The 14,729-nt window shown below is 66.7% G+C and carries 16 protein-coding genes; 13 read left to right on the top strand and 3 right to left on the bottom strand.

Annotated elements, in window-relative coordinates:
- The first annotated feature begins 99 nt into the window (after positions 1-99).
- From AC13CR_RS03585 to AC13CR_RS03570, 4 genes are read left to right on the top strand one after another with little or no spacing between them, the layout of a single operon-like run.
- Entirely contained in the window at positions 100-1,224 is a 1,125-nt protein-coding gene (locus AC13CR_RS03585; protein WP_446234550.1) for a glycosyltransferase family 4 protein, read from the top strand.
- A 14-nt stretch (positions 1,225-1,238) separates the two neighbouring features.
- The gene (locus tag AC13CR_RS03580) at positions 1,239-2,174 is read left to right on the top strand and encodes a polysaccharide pyruvyl transferase family protein (protein WP_293014598.1); all 936 of its coding nucleotides are present in this window, start codon (positions 1,239-1,241) and stop codon (positions 2,172-2,174) included.
- Positions 2,175-2,186: 12 nt separating this feature from the next.
- Complete coding sequence (locus AC13CR_RS03575; protein WP_293014601.1) at positions 2,187-3,656, top strand: hypothetical protein; 1,470 nt, start codon at positions 2,187-2,189, stop codon at positions 3,654-3,656.
- Positions 3,653-4,687 carry a glycosyltransferase family 2 protein gene (locus AC13CR_RS03570; RefSeq protein WP_293014604.1) on the top strand — a complete coding sequence of 345 codons (1,035 nt, stop codon included), beginning with the start codon at positions 3,653-3,655 and terminating at the stop codon, positions 4,685-4,687. The genes AC13CR_RS03575 and AC13CR_RS03570 overlap by 4 nt, the downstream gene beginning before the upstream one ends.
- On the opposite strand, the gene AC13CR_RS03565 is transcribed toward AC13CR_RS03570, so the two are convergent.
- The gene (locus tag AC13CR_RS03565) at positions 4,688-6,103 is read right to left on the bottom strand and encodes an oligosaccharide flippase family protein (RefSeq protein WP_298857563.1); all 1,416 of its coding nucleotides are present in this window, start codon (positions 6,101-6,103) and stop codon (positions 4,688-4,690) included.
- 237 nt (positions 6,104-6,340) lie between these two features.
- Here AC13CR_RS03565 and AC13CR_RS03560 point away from each other — a divergent pair, with 237 nt between their 5' ends.
- A complete protein-coding gene (locus AC13CR_RS03560) occupies positions 6,341-7,060 on the top strand; it encodes a VPLPA-CTERM sorting domain-containing protein (RefSeq protein ID WP_335662343.1) in 720 nt (239 codons plus the stop codon).
- On the opposite strand, the gene AC13CR_RS03555 is transcribed toward AC13CR_RS03560, so the two are convergent.
- Entirely contained in the window at positions 7,057-7,212 is a 156-nt protein-coding gene (locus AC13CR_RS03555; RefSeq protein WP_293014607.1) for a hypothetical protein, read from the bottom strand. The genes AC13CR_RS03560 and AC13CR_RS03555 overlap by 4 nt on opposite strands.
- A 136-nt stretch (positions 7,213-7,348) precedes the next feature.
- Between AC13CR_RS03555 and AC13CR_RS03550 the strand changes: the two genes are divergently transcribed.
- The 6 genes from AC13CR_RS03550 (at position 7,349) to AC13CR_RS03525 (ending at position 11,670) form a co-directional block, all read left to right on the top strand.
- A complete protein-coding gene (locus AC13CR_RS03550; protein ID WP_293014609.1) occupies positions 7,349-7,633 on the top strand; it encodes an antitoxin in 285 nt (94 codons plus the stop codon).
- Between the two features lie 5 nt (positions 7,634-7,638).
- Positions 7,639-7,941 carry a type II toxin-antitoxin system RelE/ParE family toxin gene (locus AC13CR_RS03545; RefSeq protein WP_335662342.1) on the top strand — a complete coding sequence of 101 codons (303 nt, stop codon included), beginning with the start codon at positions 7,639-7,641 and terminating at the stop codon, positions 7,939-7,941.
- 247 nt (positions 7,942-8,188) lie between these two features.
- On the top strand, positions 8,189-8,464 hold the full coding sequence (locus tag AC13CR_RS03540) for a hypothetical protein (protein ID WP_446232820.1): 276 nt from the start codon (positions 8,189-8,191) through the stop codon (positions 8,462-8,464).
- 17 nt (positions 8,465-8,481) lie between these two features.
- Positions 8,482-9,966: a UbiA family prenyltransferase gene (locus AC13CR_RS03535; protein WP_446234552.1), complete on the top strand. Its 1,485-nt coding sequence runs from the start codon at positions 8,482-8,484 to the stop codon at positions 9,964-9,966.
- Positions 9,959-11,242: a glycosyltransferase family 39 protein gene (locus AC13CR_RS03530; RefSeq protein ID WP_293014614.1), complete on the top strand. Its 1,284-nt coding sequence runs from the start codon at positions 9,959-9,961 to the stop codon at positions 11,240-11,242. The genes AC13CR_RS03535 and AC13CR_RS03530 overlap by 8 nt, the downstream gene beginning before the upstream one ends.
- Complete coding sequence (locus AC13CR_RS03525) at positions 11,239-11,670, top strand: GtrA family protein (protein WP_293014617.1); 432 nt, start codon at positions 11,239-11,241, stop codon at positions 11,668-11,670. Before AC13CR_RS03530 ends, AC13CR_RS03525 begins: the two co-directional genes overlap by 4 nt.
- 23 nt (positions 11,671-11,693) lie before the next feature.
- On the opposite strand, the gene AC13CR_RS03520 is transcribed toward AC13CR_RS03525, so the two are convergent.
- The gene (locus tag AC13CR_RS03520; RefSeq protein ID WP_298857925.1) at positions 11,694-12,914 is read right to left on the bottom strand and encodes a glycosyltransferase; all 1,221 of its coding nucleotides are present in this window, start codon (positions 12,912-12,914) and stop codon (positions 11,694-11,696) included.
- A gap of 436 nt (positions 12,915-13,350) precedes the next feature.
- Between AC13CR_RS03520 and AC13CR_RS03515 the strand changes: the two genes are divergently transcribed.
- Complete coding sequence (locus AC13CR_RS03515; protein WP_293014621.1) at positions 13,351-13,611, top strand: spike base protein, RCAP_Rcc01079 family; 261 nt, start codon at positions 13,351-13,353, stop codon at positions 13,609-13,611.
- Positions 13,611-14,729, top strand: a 1,119-nt coding sequence (locus tag AC13CR_RS03510; protein WP_446236110.1) for a hypothetical protein, incomplete at its 3' end; no start/stop codon positions are given. The genes AC13CR_RS03515 and AC13CR_RS03510, both read left to right, overlap by 1 nt.

Here is a 14,729-nt window from a genome sequence, read left to right as displayed (position 1 = left end):
GAGACGGCATCGGACGGCCTTCGCATGGCGCGCAGGATGAAGCGGCCATGAAACCCGGATCCGGCAGACCGGTTCATCGCCCGGTCATCGGCGGTGGCCATGGATGACAGGCTGAAAATAGGGTTCTTCTGCGCCCATGATCCCTATGACCGGCGGTCCTTTTCGGGCACGCCGTCCTACATGCTGGATGCCCTGGGGCGCCGCGACGACATCGTGCTGCGCGTCCTGGGCCCGTATCGGCGCGGCTATCGCGGAAAGCTGCTGTCGGCCTGGAGAAGGTGGCGCAAAACGCCCCTGCGCGGCCCCGAGGCCGGGGCGGTGAAGGGACTGGACTGGGTGATCGTGCCGGTCTCGTCGCGTTTCATCCCCGAAAGGCGCGGCGCGGCGGGGCCGAAATTCGTGCATGTGACCGATGCCACGCCGCAATTCCTCCGGGATTTCTATGCCCGGCCGACCTCGCGGCAGGCCGATCTTGTCGAGCAGACGGCCCTGGAGCGCGCGGATCTGGTCGTCTATTCCTCGGGTTACATGGCCGGGCGCGCGCTGGCGGAATTCGGCGGCGCGGATGCGGCGAAGATCCACGCCATCAGCTTCGGGCTCAACCTCGACGCCCTGCCGCCTCCGCCCGGAGCCAAGCCCCCCCCGGATCCGCTGAAGCTGATCTTCATCGGAAAGAACTGGCAGACCAAGGGCGGAATCATCGCGGCCGAGGCGAACGAGATTCTCAACCGGCGCGGGATCGCCTCTGAACTGACGGTCATCGGCGGCCGGCCGGACGATCCGTCCCGCTATGGCAATGCCAGGTTCCTGGGCTATCTCGACAAGGGGCGGGCAAAGGATTACCGGCTGCTGACGCGATCGCTGTCGCAGGCGCATCTCTTTGTCCTGCCGACGCAGGCCGATTGCACGCCGATGGTGGTCGCGGAAGCCAATGCCCATGGCGTTCCGGCCGTCATCAACGAGATCGGGGGAATTTCGTCACTGGTCCGCGAGGGCGAGAACGGCTTTCTCATGGATCCCGGATCCGACGCGGCCGCCTATGCCGACAAGATTGCCCGGATCCTGTCGGACAGGCCGGGTTTCGACGCGCTGGCAGCCGGATCCTACGAATATTGCAGGAACAATCTGACATGGGATGCCTGGGCGCGGGACATGATCGCGCTGATCCGGCGCGATCCTGAGAAAGCGCGGCATTCACGCATTGCGGGACGGGAGGCAGGGTGAGCACGGCCGAGACCATGAAGGGACCGCACGGGCATGATTACGGGCCCGTTGCCCAGGCGCTGCGCGAATGCGGGCCCGAACCCATCATCTACGTGCCCAATCCGGGCAATGCCGGAGACGGGCTGATCGCCCTGGGCACCTATATCCTGTTCGAGAAACTCGGCATTTCCTGGCAGATCGGCCGCTCCGATGGCGTCTATCCGGATCGCAGCGTCGTCTATGGCGGCGGCGGATCCCTGATCGAACTCTATCCCAGGGCCATCGACTTCCTGAAGTCCAACCACCCGGTCTGCCGCAGGCTGGTGCTGCTGCCCCATACCATCCGCGCCTTCGGCGACGTCATTGCGGCGATGGATGATCGCTGCACCCTGTTTGCGCGGGACAAGGACAGCCATGCCTATCTGTCCGGACTGGGCGGCACGGCCAGGACCGGCCTCGGGCATGACATGGCATTCATGATATCGCGCGACGATCTGGTGTCGCGGCGTCTCGATCCGGGCTTTCTGTCGCGGCCCGGGATCAGGATCGCCTGGCTGAAGATGGTGACCAAGATCCTCTGGCATCTGAGGTTCAGGGATTCCCGGCTTCATGCCATGCGCGGCGACCGCGAGGCCCCCGGCGGCGATCTGCCGGCGGCGAATTTCGATCTGTCGGCGATGTTTTCGAGCGGGCACCTGAATGGCGTTTCCGATGCCCACATGTCTCCGGCCGCCTGTGCGACGACCGCGAAGATCCTGCAACTTATCCTCGAACGCGCCAGCCTGGTCGAGACGAACCGGCTGCATATCGCGGTCCTGTCCGCCGTGCTGGGCCGGAACCTTGTCATGAGGGACAATTCCTATGGAAAGAACCGGGGCGTCTACGATCATTCCATGAAGGACGTCTTTCCCGACATCGCCTTCCAAGCAGAGGAGGCGGCCGGCGCCCGGGCGCTTTCGCAGGGGCGATAGGAAGGAGCGAGCATGGTCAGCATGTTGGCGGTGCTGTTCTGGCCGGTGGTCGTGTTCTGGCTGTTTGCCACGCGGAAACCGGCCCAGGCCCTGGCCGCCTCGATCCTGGGGGGCTATCTTTTCCTGCCCGAGAATTATGCGATCGATCTGCCCGCCGTGCCGTCGCTGGACAAGAATTCGATCGCCGGGCTTGCCGCGGTGCTGGCCAGCGCGATCTTCCTGAAAGGGCCGGCGATCCGCGATCTGCCCGAGGGAATGGTCATGCCGGGGATCGTCCCGGGCAGCCGGGCCGTCCGCATCCTGCTGGCCGTTCTTCTGATCGGCATGGCCGGGACGGTCGTGAGCAATGGCGATCCGGTCAGTTACGGTCCGCGCTGGCTGCCGGGGCTGCGCTTCTACGACATGCTCTCGTTCATGGGGAACATGCTGTTTTCCCTGATACCCTTCCTGCTGGCCCGGAAATATCTCGCCCATCCGCAGGCCCATATAGCCCTTCTCGTCTCGCTGGCGGTGTTCGGACTGATCTACACGCTTCCGGCGCTTTACGAGATCCGGATGTCGCCGCAGCTGAGCAGGATGATCTACGGATATTTTCCCCATGCCTGGCTTCAGCATATCCGCGCGGGCGGCTATCGGCCGGTGGTGTTCCTGAATCACGGATTGTGGCTGGCGATCTTTTTGTCCGTCAGTTTCCTGGCGGCGCTGACCCTGTGGCGGCTGAGTTCCGGGCCGCTCAGGATGCGCTGGCTGCTGGCATCGCTGTGGCTGCTGATGACCCTGATCCTCGCCAAGGGCATGGGCGCCCTGGGGATCGGCATTCTTCTGGGCGCGACGATCCTGCTGATGCCCGTGCGCCTGCATATCCTGATGGCCGCGTCGATCTCGGTAATCGTTCTGGTCTATCCCATGCTGCGCGGCGCCGGGTGGATCCCGGTCGATACCGTCGTCTCGACCGCCCGGGATCTGGATCCGGCCCGGGCCGCGTCCCTGTCGTTCCGGCTGGAGAACGAGGATATCCTGCTGGCCAAGGCCAATGAACGGCCGCTTTTCGGCTGGGGCGGCTGGGGCCGGAACCGGGTCTACAACGATAACGGCGTCGATATCAGCGTGACCGATGGCTACTGGGTTCAGGCCATGGGGGTGCGGGGCTGGACAGGCTATCTGGCCGAAATGGGGTTGCTGGCCATTCCGCTGGTCCTCCTGGCGCTGCGATGGCGCGGCCTGGCCCTGACATCGGCCACTGCCGGCCTGGCGCTGGTCCTGACGGCGAACCTGATCGACCTGATCCCGAATGCCACGCTGACGCCGGTGACATGGCTTCTGGCCGGCGCCCTGGCCGGCCGGCTGGAACTGGGCCGGATCCGCGAGACCGCGCCCGGTGACGCCGCAGAGGCGATCCCGCCCCGGCGAAACAGGTATAGCCGCCAGACGGGCCTTCGGGCCCGGCGCCAGGCCGCGGTCCCGCCGCCGGGGCCGCAATGATGCCGCGCGGGGACCGGGGGCGGCGGCTGGAGGGCGCGGGATGCGACCGAGCCGCGGAGAACGCATCCTTCCTGGTCGATGCCGTCGTGATCGGGCGCAACGAGGGCGTGCGTCTGATTCGCTGTCTCGACAGCATGAAGAGGGCGGATCTGCGCCGGATCGTCTATGTCGATTCCGGGTCGACCGATGGCAGTATCGCCGAGGCCGAAAGCCGGGGCGTCGAGGTTCTGCGGCTGGATCTGTCGGTTCCCTTCACGGCCGCGCGGGCCCGCAATGCCGGGCTGGACCGGCTGCGGCGGCAAGGCGGGGTCCGGGCGGATCTGGTCCAGTTCATCGACGGCGATTGCGAACTGGATCCGGGCTGGATCGGCCGGGCCCGCGCCTTTCTGCAGGCCAATCCGGGGGTTGCCGGAACCGGCGGGCGCTGCCGCGAGCGGTTTCCCGGGGCCTCGGTCTACAACCGTTTCTGCGACCGGGAATGGGACACGCCGGTGGGCGAGGCGCGCGCTTTGGGCGGCAATGCGATGTTCCGCATGGCCGCGCTGGACCAGGTCGGCGGTTTCGATCCCGCCCTGATCGCCGGGGAAGAGCCCGAATTATGCGTCCGGCTGCGCGCGCGCGGCTGGACGATCCGGCGCATCGACGGCGAGATGGTGCTGCATGACGCCGCCATGACCCGGTTCGGCCAGTTCTGGAAACGCGCCCGCCGGGCGGGCTTTGCCTTCGCCCAGGGCTATGCCATGCATGGCGCCGCGCCCGAACGCCACTACGCCGCGCCCTTGCGCCGGGCGATCCTGTGGGGCGCGGTCCTGCCGGCGGCGGCGTTTCTGGGGGCCGTTGCGATCCATCCGGTCTTTCTGGCGCTGCTGCTGCTGTGGCCCGCGCAGATCCTGCGCCTGTGGCGGCGCGACGGCGACGGGCCGCGCGCCGCGCTTTTGACCATCGCCAAGATCCCCGAGGCGCTTGGCGCGTTCCAGTATCTCTTCGCGCGCCTGTTTCGGCGCAAGGCCCGGCTGATCGAATACAAGTGATCAGCCGCCGAACAGGTTCTTCGGATACCAGTTCCCCGTCACCGCCGGTGCAAGCGATACCGACACGCGGCCGAATTCCGCCAGGACGTCCCAGTTGACCCAGATGGCGATGGCCGAGAACAGCGCCCCGATCAGGAGGAAGACGGCGTCCCGGCGCAGGTCGGTGCCGTGATAGCGGCTGAGATAGATCTGCTGCAGGGGATAGATGCCGATAATGCTGAGCCCCCGGATCAGCAGCACGCCGGCCATTCCGATCAGCCAGAAACCGCCGAAGAGCAGGATGAAATTCAGCCCGGCCTGGATCAGGGTCAGGTGGGAAAACCGCCGCGAATCGCCTTCGGCCAGAAGAAGCTGCGCATTGCCCATCGTCAGGGCGGCGGGGATCTGCATGATCGCCATGATGATCAGCATCGGCCCGGCGGCGGCATAGCGGGGATCGTAGAGAAACCCGATCAGGAAATTCCCCGATATGGCGAGGGTTCCGAACAGCGCGATCATGCTGCCGGTCAGCAGGTTCCGCGCGCGCCGGATCTTCCTGCGATTGGGCAGGCTTTCGGAGGGCCGGATCTCGCGATACAGCGGAAACAGGATCCGTCCCGCGATCATGCTGCCCAGCATGGTCGGAAAGGACGCCATGAAGAAGCCGATATTGTAGATCCCCAGATCGGCCAGGCTGACGAGCTTGCCCAGAACGACCTTCTCGCCCTGATTGACGAAGAACCCCGCCAGCGTGCTGATGAAGATGAACTTGCCGAACCCGATCAGGTCGCGCACAGCACCCCGTTCCCAGCGGAAGGTGTTGGACATCCCCGGCAGGAAGCGATGGCCGGCCCAGACACTCAGAAATCCGCTGACCAGCCCGCCGATGACCAGCGACCAGACCGAAGACGTCATCCAGGCCAGCACGATCATCACGACCAGGCCTGCGGCCTGCGACGCCAGGGCGATCGCGGTCTGCAGGCCAAGCTGCATGTTGCGGTTGGCGACGGCGTTCTTGGTTGATCTGAACCCCGTGATCAGGGCGCTGAGACCGACCACCGGCATCAGCCAGAAAATCTGCGGCTCGTCATAGAATCGCGCCAGCGGCCAGGCCAGCGCGCAGGACAGAAGCCACAGGATCGTGCCGCGGATGATCTGGATCGTCCAGGCCGTGTTCAGGAAATCGGGATCCTCGCCGCGTCTGTTCTGGATGATCGACGGTCCGATGCCGATATCGGAAAACATCTGCAACCCGACCATGAAGGTCTGGATCAGGGCCATGAGGCCGAATGCCTCGGGAAACATCAGCCGGGTCAGGATCAGGTTCGAGGCCAGCCGCAGGAATTGCTGCCCCCCGACCCCGCCCAGGGTCACGGCGGTCCCGCGCAGCGCCCGGTGCCGCAGACCGTCTCCGGACAAAAATGTCAGTCGATGCAACTTCTATACCATCCGCTGGCGGGACCATTGACCTGCCGGGACCGCATAGACCGTTCCGCGACCGGCGTCACCCCCGTGCACCCGCACCTTGAGGGAGAGTCCGCCAGGCAATGGCACGCAAAGGTTTAATTCATCTGAATCCGGCAGAATCCGTTTGGCCGGAACCGTCTCTTGGCTTACACTTTTCCCGACCCGGCGGCGACGCCGGCTGTGTGACTTGTCAGGAAAGAGTTTGCCATGTTCTGGACCCGGATCGGTGCCATTCTGACCGCCATTCTGTTCGCGACGACCGTGAACGCGGCGACCGTGAAGGAGATCAGGCTGGATCTCGGCTTTCTCGGCACAACCTATTTCGATGCCAGCGTCTATGATGTGTCCGGCTGCACGCCGAGTGATGATCTGGGCGATTGCGGCCGGGTCCTGTTCGACGGCAGCGATACCTTTCTGAGCCAGGCCGACGATGTCTGGGGTCTGCCGCGAATCCTGCCCTTCACGCCGGGCCAGAGGGTCAGCTTCACGGCCAGGCTGAACGTTCCCGATCCCGGAACGACCGAAACCGGATCGGTCGATTCCTGCCAGCTCGGCGGGATCGATTGCCGGTCGGCGACGCAGGTCCAGGCCGATGATTCGAGCTTCTCGCTGCTCTACGGCGTCAGCGCCGTGCTGGGCGGCAATCTGACGCCCGGCAGTTCGGTGTTTTTCCGCGAGGACAGCCTGCCCCTGGGGGCCGGACCCTTCGCGCAGACGACCACAAGCGGCGATCTGGCGATCTGGCGCCTGTGGCAGGGCAATTTCACCGTCCTGGAACCGTCCTTGCCGCCCGTCTCTGCGGTGCCGCTGCCGGCTTCGGTCCTGCTGTTGCCGCTGGGCCTGGCCGCCCTGGGCAGCCAGCGCAGAAAGCGCCGCGGCCCCGCAGCCGGGCGGATGGACCGCCGGCGCAAGGCATCCGCGTCCTAGACGGTCCTGACCGCGTCAAAGCGCAGTCCGGCGACAAGGCATTCCGTCGCGCTCAGCACGAATCGTTCGCACAGACCTTCGCCCCGCAACGGGGCTTGGACTTCGTGATCGCCATTGAACCGGGTGTTGTTGTTTACGGAGTAGCGCGCCATTTCAACTCCATGTTTTGTGCTATTATCTGGTTCTGACACATCATCTATCACATGCAGGAGTGAGAACCAAAGAAGAACTTTGGGTAAAAGCTTGGATATGTATAGCTCAACAACAAATGTTGTTTTGTGCGCCCTGATGCCTTATCTTCGGATCATGCCCAGACTCTCAATCGATATCACACCCGAAGAACACCAGAAGCTGAAGGCTATCGCTGCCCTGAAAGGCGAGAGCATCAAGGACTATGTGCTGAAACGCACCCTTGGCGATGCCCCTGCCCTCGATGACATGAGCGAGGGCGAGGCGGTCGCCGCCTTGGCCGATTTTTTGAAACCTCGGATCGACCAGGCGCGGCGCGGAGAGCTTTCCACGAAGTCGATGGCTGATATCCGGCGCGAGGCGCATGAGCAGGCGGGTCTTTAGCCCCTGTGCCGTCCTATGGCCTCACGCTTGCCGCCGAAAAGGATTTGCGCGGCATCTGGCGCTACACTTGCGACCGGTGGGGCTTCGATCAGGCCGAGACATATTTCAGCCAGATCGAGGCGTGTTGCGAAGCTGTGGGGAGAGGAACCGCTTGCTGGAAGATGCTCGATGGCTTGCCGAATGATGTTCGCATCCACCGTTGCAAGCGTCACTACATCGTCTGGCTCGAAGCCGAGCGCCCAATCATCATCGCGATTCTGCATGAGCGCATGAACTTCGTGCGGCGATTGAAGGACCGCTTGTCTTGAGATCGGTCCCGGCTCCTGTGCGATACAGGAGCCGCTCTCCGGCACCTCACACATGCCGGAGAGCGGCGGGGGACGGGTCGAAAGGATGGAGGTTCCCAAGGACCGGTCAGAAGTTGGATCGTCACCACGGTTGTCATCAGGGCTTCTATGGACCGGACGAGGCGGTCGTTGCTGTCGTGGGTTTCCCTGAGATCGGTGAGCGGATTTCAAAGCGCCGGTTTTCAGACGCAAGATCAGGGCCAAAGGCGTGACGCAGCTCCATCGCAAGCGTGATGGAAATGCCCGACAGCTGCGGTCTTCTCACGAGCTAGCTGATCCCGTGTCACCGAATGCTCCTGACACGACCGGGCAATCCGAAGACATCGCGGCATTCGCCGATTTTCAAGGAAACGAGGTCCGGCAGGCCATCGCCGATGCCCGCGCCGGGCTGGCGGCCGATCCCGATCTGACCATCCCCCAGGCGGCCCGGGACGGAATATCCGCATCGCCGCGTTCTTTCCTCATGCAAGTATTTGACCTATGACCGACAGGACGCCCAGCATGGATCCCGCCGTGATGATTGCAGACCCCCGACCCGCGGATGCGGATGATGATGCCGAAGCCGTTCTCGTCGTGGATCTGGATGGAACGCTGTGCCGCACCGACACGCTGCACGAGACGCTGCTGAGGCTGGCGGCCGCCGATCCGCGGGCCATGCCGGGAATGGCCCTGGGGCTGCGCGGCGGCAAGGTCCGCTTCAAGAACGCGATCGCCGACCGCATGGTCATCGATCCGGCCACGCTGGGCTATGATCCGGCGGTGATCGAGGCGCTGGAACGGGCCCGCGCGGCTGGGCGGCGCACGGCGCTGGTCTCGGCCTCGGACCGGCGCGTCGCCGAGGCGGTGGCCGCGCATCTGGGCCTGTTCGACGAGGTCCACGGCACCGATCCCGACGGCCGCGGGCCGAACCTGTCGGGGCATGCGAAGGCCGATTTTCTGGTGCGGCGTTTCGGCGACCGGGGCTTTGACTATATCGGCGATTGCCGCGCGGATCTGCCGGTCTGGCAAAAGGCCAGGACGGCACTGGCCGTGCGTCCCGATGCGGCGCTGATCCGGGCCGGCCAGGCGGGCGGCATCAGCCTGCAACCGGTCGGACAGGCCGATCCGGCCCTGCGCCGGCGCGCGATGATCCGGGCCCTGCGGCCGCATCAATGGTCCAAGAACATCCTCGTCTTCCTGCCGATGCTGGCCGCGCAGGATTTTTCCGCGCTGCCGCTGGTGCTGCTGGCCTTCGTGCTGTTCTGCCTGATCGCCTCGTCGGTCTATATCATCAACGATCTGCTGGACCTGCCCGCCGATCGCATCCATCCGCGCAAATCCCGCCGCCCCTTCGCCTCGGGCGCGGTGCCGGCGGCGACGGGCATGGCCATGGCCGCGATCATGCTGGGGATCAGCCTGCTTCTGGGGCTGATCGTCATGCCCGGCGCCTTCATGGGGGTCATGGCGGGCTATTTCCTGCTGACGCTGGCCTATTCGCTGTCGCTCAAGCGCAAGCTGATCGTCGATGTGGTCACGCTGGCCATCCTCTATACGCTGCGCATCATCGCCGGGGCGGCGGCGGCGGGGATTTCCCCCTCGCCCTGGCTTCTGGCCTTCTCGGTCTTCCTGTTCTTCGGGCTGGCCGCGATCAAGCGCCAGGCCGAGCTGATCGACCAGATCGCGCGGGACAGGCCCGACAGTCCCGGCCGGGCCTATCTGTCCGGCGACGTGACCGTCATGCAGATCATGGCCATCAGTTCCGGGCAGGCGGCGGTGATGGTCTTCGCGCTGTATCTGGACAGCCAGACGGCGACCGCGCTTTATGCCCGGCCCCAGATCCTGTGGCTGATCTGCCCGATCCTGCTGTACTGGCTCAGCCGCATCGCCATCCTGACCCATCGCGGCCATATGGAGGATGATCCCATCGTCTTCGCCGCGCGCGACCGGGTCAGCCAGATCACCGGGCTGGTGGTGCTGATCCTGCTGCTGGCGGCCGCCCGTGGCTGAGGCCGCCCCGGCCCATCCCGCGCGCGCCATGCCGCGCGGCGCCCTGGCCGTCCTTGCGGCCGGCATGGCGCTGCGGCTGATCTGGGCGCTGCTGATCCCGGTCGATCCGGTCTCCGACAGCGCCGCCTACGAGACCTTCGCCTGGACCCTGGTCAATGACGGCGTCTATGGCTGGAGCGCGGACCAGCCCTCGGCCTATTGGGCCGTCGGCACATCGGCCATCGCCGCCGCGACCTTCCTGCTGCTGGGCCAGAGCTATGCGGGCATCGTCGCGCTGAACCTTCTGGCGGCCCTGGTCGCGATGATCGCGACATGGCGGCTGGGGCAGATCTATTACGGCGGACGGGCGGCCTTCGCGGCGCTGGCGGTCATGGCCTTCTGGCCGAACCTGATCTTCTTCACCTCGATCCTGTCCAGCGAATTGTATTTCATCGCCCTGGTCGTGACGGGCTGGTATTTCTGGGCCCGGCCCGCGGGGCGGCCCTGGGTGAACCTGGTCCTGGCCGGGCTGATCTGGGGGCTGGCCTGCTATGTCCGGCCGGTGATCCTGCTGCTGCCGGCCGCCTTCGCCATCGCCGCGCTGTCGCGGGGCATGGCCGCGACCCTGCGCAGCACAATCAGGGCGGCGCTGGTCATCGCGCTGATCGTGCTGAGCGTCTCGCCCTGGACGCTGCGCAACGCCCGTGAGATCGGCAAGCCCTTCCTCGTCTCGTCGAATTTCAACGCCAATCTGTGGATGGGCAACAATCCCGACAGCCAGGGCGGCTATACCCCCCTGCCCGCCGAGGTCTCCGGCATGGACGAGGCCCGGCGCGACGCCTATCTGGGCGCGCAGGCGCGCGAATACATCCGGTCCGATCCGCTGCGCTTTGCCGCCGATGTGGGGCGGCGCGTCCTGTTGCTGCACAGCCGCGAAACCATCGGCGTCGCCTGGAACCGGCAGGCGATCGAGACGCGGTTCGGCGCGAAGGCCGTGCCGGCCGCCAAGCTGGTCGCGACCGGCTACTGGTATCTGGTTCTCGCCGCCGCGCTGGCCGGCGTGGCGCTGTCGGTCAGGCAGGCCGGCCTGGCCGGCCTGTTCCACCCGGTCTTCGGCGGCTGGGCCTATTTCACCGCCGTGCACGCCATCATCGTGGCCGAGGACCGCTATCACATGCCCGCCACCCCCTTCATGACGCTGCTGGCCGGGCTGGCCATCGCCGGGGCGCTGCGCCGCCATGCCGGGCCACGCCATCCCGCCCCGGCGCCGGCGGGCCGAAAGCCGTCGGGGCCATGATGAAGCCGCTGATCCTGCACCCCGAGATCCGGCAGCTGGGGCGCTACGGGCTGGTCGGCATCAGCAGCAACGCGCTGACCTACGGGCTGTTCCTGCTGCTTTACCATCTGGGCCTGCCGGCCCTGTGGGCCACCGGCATCTGCTATGTGACCGGCGTGATCATCAGCTATCTGGTCAATCGCCTCTGGACCTTCCGCAGCGAGGCCCTGCATGGCCACGACCTGCCGAAATTCGTCACCGCCTACGGGCTGGGCCTGATCGTGTCGATCGCCCTGATGTGGAGCCTGATCCGCTGGCTTCCGGCCGAGATCGCGCAGATCCTCACCATCTTCGGCAGCGCGGCGGTGATCTATCTGCTGCTGCGGCTGTTGCGGTTCGGGCGCCCGGCGATCGCGGTGGCGGCCCCGCCGCCGGATTCCGGCCGCTAGCCGCCCGCGCAAGGCGCAGCCGGTCAGTTCCCGAACAGCCCGTCGAGCTTCGCGGCCTCACCGGCGATCGAGAATTCCGCCGCCACCTTCTGCCGGCCGGCCCGGCCCATCGCCCGGGCCCGCGCCGGATCGGCCAGCAAATCCGCCATCGCCGCGGCGAAGCCGGAGGTGTCGCCCGGCGCCACCAGGCGGCCGGAAACGCCGTCCTCGACCAGTTCGGGGATGCCGGCGATGGCCGTGGCCAGGACCGGCAGGCCCGCCGCCATCGCCTCCATCAGCACGACCGGCACGCCCTCGGCGAAGGAGGGCAGCGCGAACAGATCGGCGCGGGCCAGTTCGGCCGTGACCTCGTCCTGGCTCAGCGCGCCGGTCAGGCGCACCGCCCCGCCCAGGCCCAGATCGCGCGCCCGCGCCTCCAGAACGGGCCGGGCCGGGCCGTCGCCGACCAGGGTCAGGCGCGCATCGGGATGGGCGGCATGAAGCCGGGCAAAGGCGTCCAGCAGGATCGGCACGCCCTTGGCGGCGGCCAGGCGGCCGATGAACAGCACGTTCCTGCCCGCCTCGCGCCCCGGATCCCGGATATGGGCCGGGTCGTAGCGGTCCGGATCGACGCCGCAATGAACGATATGCAGCCGCTCCCAGTGGGCGGGATCGGAAAACAGCATCCCCTGGCTGCGGCAGAAATGGCTGATACAGGCGACGAACCGGGCGCGGGCGATCTTTTCGCCCAGATGCCAGCGGCCGGTTTCCCAGAAATCGGCCGGCCCGTGCAGCGTGAAACTGTAGGGAATGCCCGACAATTCCGAGGCCAGCATGGCCACGGTCGACGAGGCCATGGCAAAATGGTTGTGCAGCCGGGTGATGCCCGCGCGGTCCAGATGCCGGGCCAGCACCATCGCCTCGATCAGGTAGAAGATCTGCCAGATCGTGGCCTTGATCCCGGCGGGCCGGGTCTTCAGCGCCAGCCGGATCATGCGTCCGAACCGTCCCGGCCGCGCCAGCGCCCAGCCCAGGGCGGCCAGCAGCGTGCCGGGCCGTTTCGCCGCGTCGAGAACATGGAACGTGCTGGCGGCGGCCTGTTTCTCGTCGGGGCCGCGGTGCTGCGCGGCGGCGGTGCGGCGGATCGAACAGGTCCGCACCTCGAGGCCCCTTGCCCGCAGGGCCAGCACCTCGCGCAAAATGAAGGTATGCGAAATGGCCGGATATTCCCCGGTCAGATAGGCGATGCGGGCGGGATGGGGCATGACAGGATCCGTCTGAAGGCGCGATCGGGGCGGCTCGGCACGGGTCTGGTCGCGACATCGGCCCCCGTCAAGACGGGATTGCAGGGTTGCGGCAGGGGCGATCGGGCAGAATCGGCCTTTGGCCGATAGCGGCCCTTCTGCCCTTCGCGTCCCGGCGCGCGCCTGCGCGGCGCGCATGTCCGGCCAGGCAGCCGCCAAGGCGGCCATGCGCGTATTTCAAAAGCCGATGGCCGTTTCCGTTCCTTTTCAGCGCCATCGCGAAAAATCCGACCGGCCCCAAGGGGCCGCGGCCGGGGCCCCGTTGCCTGATCGGGCCAAGCAGCGCACGCCCCGGTAACGCATTCTCCACCATCCTTAGCGGAATGTGTCGTTCCGATTTTCACATGCCGTCCCGATCCGGCCCCAGCAACCGGCGCGCACGGCCGAGGAGCCCGACATGACCGATCTTTTCCACTACCACGCCGCCAGCCTCGAAAGCCCCGCCAGCCATCTTCAGACGGTCACGCCAAGCGACGAGGCCGATCTGGACTTTACCAGCCGCGCCATCGCGGCCGGGGCGGATGGCTTCGTGCAGGTCACGACGAAGTCGGGCACGATCGGCCGGGTCTTCGTCATCGCCGGGGCCCCCTTCCCGATCCGCGCGACCCGGATCTGGGCCAGCGGCACCACCGCAACCGATATCGTGGCGCTGGCCTGATGATCCATTTTTCGATGGGCAGCGGCGCAAGGCCCCGGCACGGGAAAATCCTGCCGCAGGATTGCGAGATCCGCCTGCTGACCGCCGAGGAGGGGCTGGTGGCCTCGGGGCTGGGCAGGAACGGCGACAGCCTGATCCTGAACGTCACGGCGCCGGCGCGCCTTGCCGGCGATTACCCGGTCGCGGTGGCGGCGCTGAGCCGCGGCCCGCTTTGCCTGGTCCCCCCGATCCTGCGCGATGCTGACGGATCGGCCACCCTCCTGCTGGCGGAAGGCGGGCTCTGGGCCTGCAATGCAGCACTTGGCGAGGCGGCGATCACCGCCCGCTGGCTGCTGGACGGCCAGGAGATTGCCAATCAGGGCGGCGCGCGCCTGGAACCGGGCCCGGATCATGCCGGCCGGACCATAAGCTACAGCGAGACGGCCGATCAGCCGGGCAGGACGGCCATCGCCGTCTCGCCGGGCCTTGCGGTCCCGCCCGGGCTGCCGCCGCAAGCCGAAACCGTCATTTCGGCCCTGGCCGCGCCTGCCGAAACGCGGACCGCCGGCGGCGACAGGATCGGCGGCATCGCGGAGATCGCGATCTACCGCGACATCGCGAATTATGCCGCCAGCAACGGCGCCACGATCGGCAGTGTCGCGGTCGAGGTGAACGGAACCGCGCGCGACGACGCCTTCGCGCTGAGCCCGGGCGATGTCGTCACGCTGCGCGTCACCGCCAGCGACGGCACGATACGCCGCTGGCCCCTGTCCACGACCCAGGCCGCGGCCGCCCCGCCGGCCGTCCTGACATCGCGCGCCTATCCGACCGGATTCGGGACGCTGACCTATGACATTTCGGCGCAGATCCCCGGAGCGGCCAAGGCAACCGGATGGACGGTCAATGGTTCCAACGCCATCACCATCGCGGACGGCGTTCTCTCGTTCAACAGCGACGCGATCCAGCCGGGCGCGCTGACCCTGACCGGCCGGGCCGAGGGCGCGGACAACGAGGCCTGGACGCTGGCCGTCACCTTCGAGGCCATCGCCTTCAGCTATGACGGCGCGGATTCGGTGATCGTGTCCTATCCCGCCGATACCCCGGCCGATGGCAGCATCGGCTTCACGCCGACCGGTGGC

This window comes from Paracoccus sp. L-17 (genome assembly GCF_056857655.1).
The sequence above is the reverse complement of the archived record's forward strand: the minus strand, read 5'-3'. Positions and strand labels throughout refer to the sequence as shown.

What these genes read in the sequence shown, in the direction of transcription:
- AC13CR_RS03585 (WP_446234550.1), top strand. Translation starts at nt 100, where the DNA reads ATGGATGACAGGCTGAAAATAGGGTTCTTCTGCGCCCATGATCCCTAT.
- AC13CR_RS03580 (WP_293014598.1), top strand. Translation starts at nt 1,239, where the DNA reads ATGAAGGGACCGCACGGGCATGATTACGGGCCCGTTGCCCAGGCGCTG.
- AC13CR_RS03575 (WP_293014601.1), top strand. Translation starts at nt 2,187, where the DNA reads ATGGTCAGCATGTTGGCGGTGCTGTTCTGGCCGGTGGTCGTGTTCTGG.
- AC13CR_RS03570 (WP_293014604.1), top strand. Translation starts at nt 3,653, where the DNA reads ATGATGCCGCGCGGGGACCGGGGGCGGCGGCTGGAGGGCGCGGGATGC.
- AC13CR_RS03560 (WP_335662343.1), top strand. Translation starts at nt 6,341, where the DNA reads ATGTTCTGGACCCGGATCGGTGCCATTCTGACCGCCATTCTGTTCGCG.
- AC13CR_RS03555 (WP_293014607.1), bottom strand. Translation starts at nt 7,212, where the DNA reads ATGGCGCGCTACTCCGTAAACAACAACACCCGGTTCAATGGCGATCAC.
- AC13CR_RS03550 (WP_293014609.1), top strand. Translation starts at nt 7,349, where the DNA reads ATGCCTTATCTTCGGATCATGCCCAGACTCTCAATCGATATCACACCC.
- AC13CR_RS03535 (WP_446234552.1), top strand. Translation starts at nt 8,482, where the DNA reads ATGGATCCCGCCGTGATGATTGCAGACCCCCGACCCGCGGATGCGGAT.
- AC13CR_RS03525 (WP_293014617.1), top strand. Translation starts at nt 11,239, where the DNA reads ATGATGAAGCCGCTGATCCTGCACCCCGAGATCCGGCAGCTGGGGCGC.
- AC13CR_RS03520 (WP_298857925.1), bottom strand. Translation starts at nt 12,914, where the DNA reads ATGCCCCATCCCGCCCGCATCGCCTATCTGACCGGGGAATATCCGGCC.
- AC13CR_RS03515 (WP_293014621.1), top strand. Translation starts at nt 13,351, where the DNA reads ATGACCGATCTTTTCCACTACCACGCCGCCAGCCTCGAAAGCCCCGCC.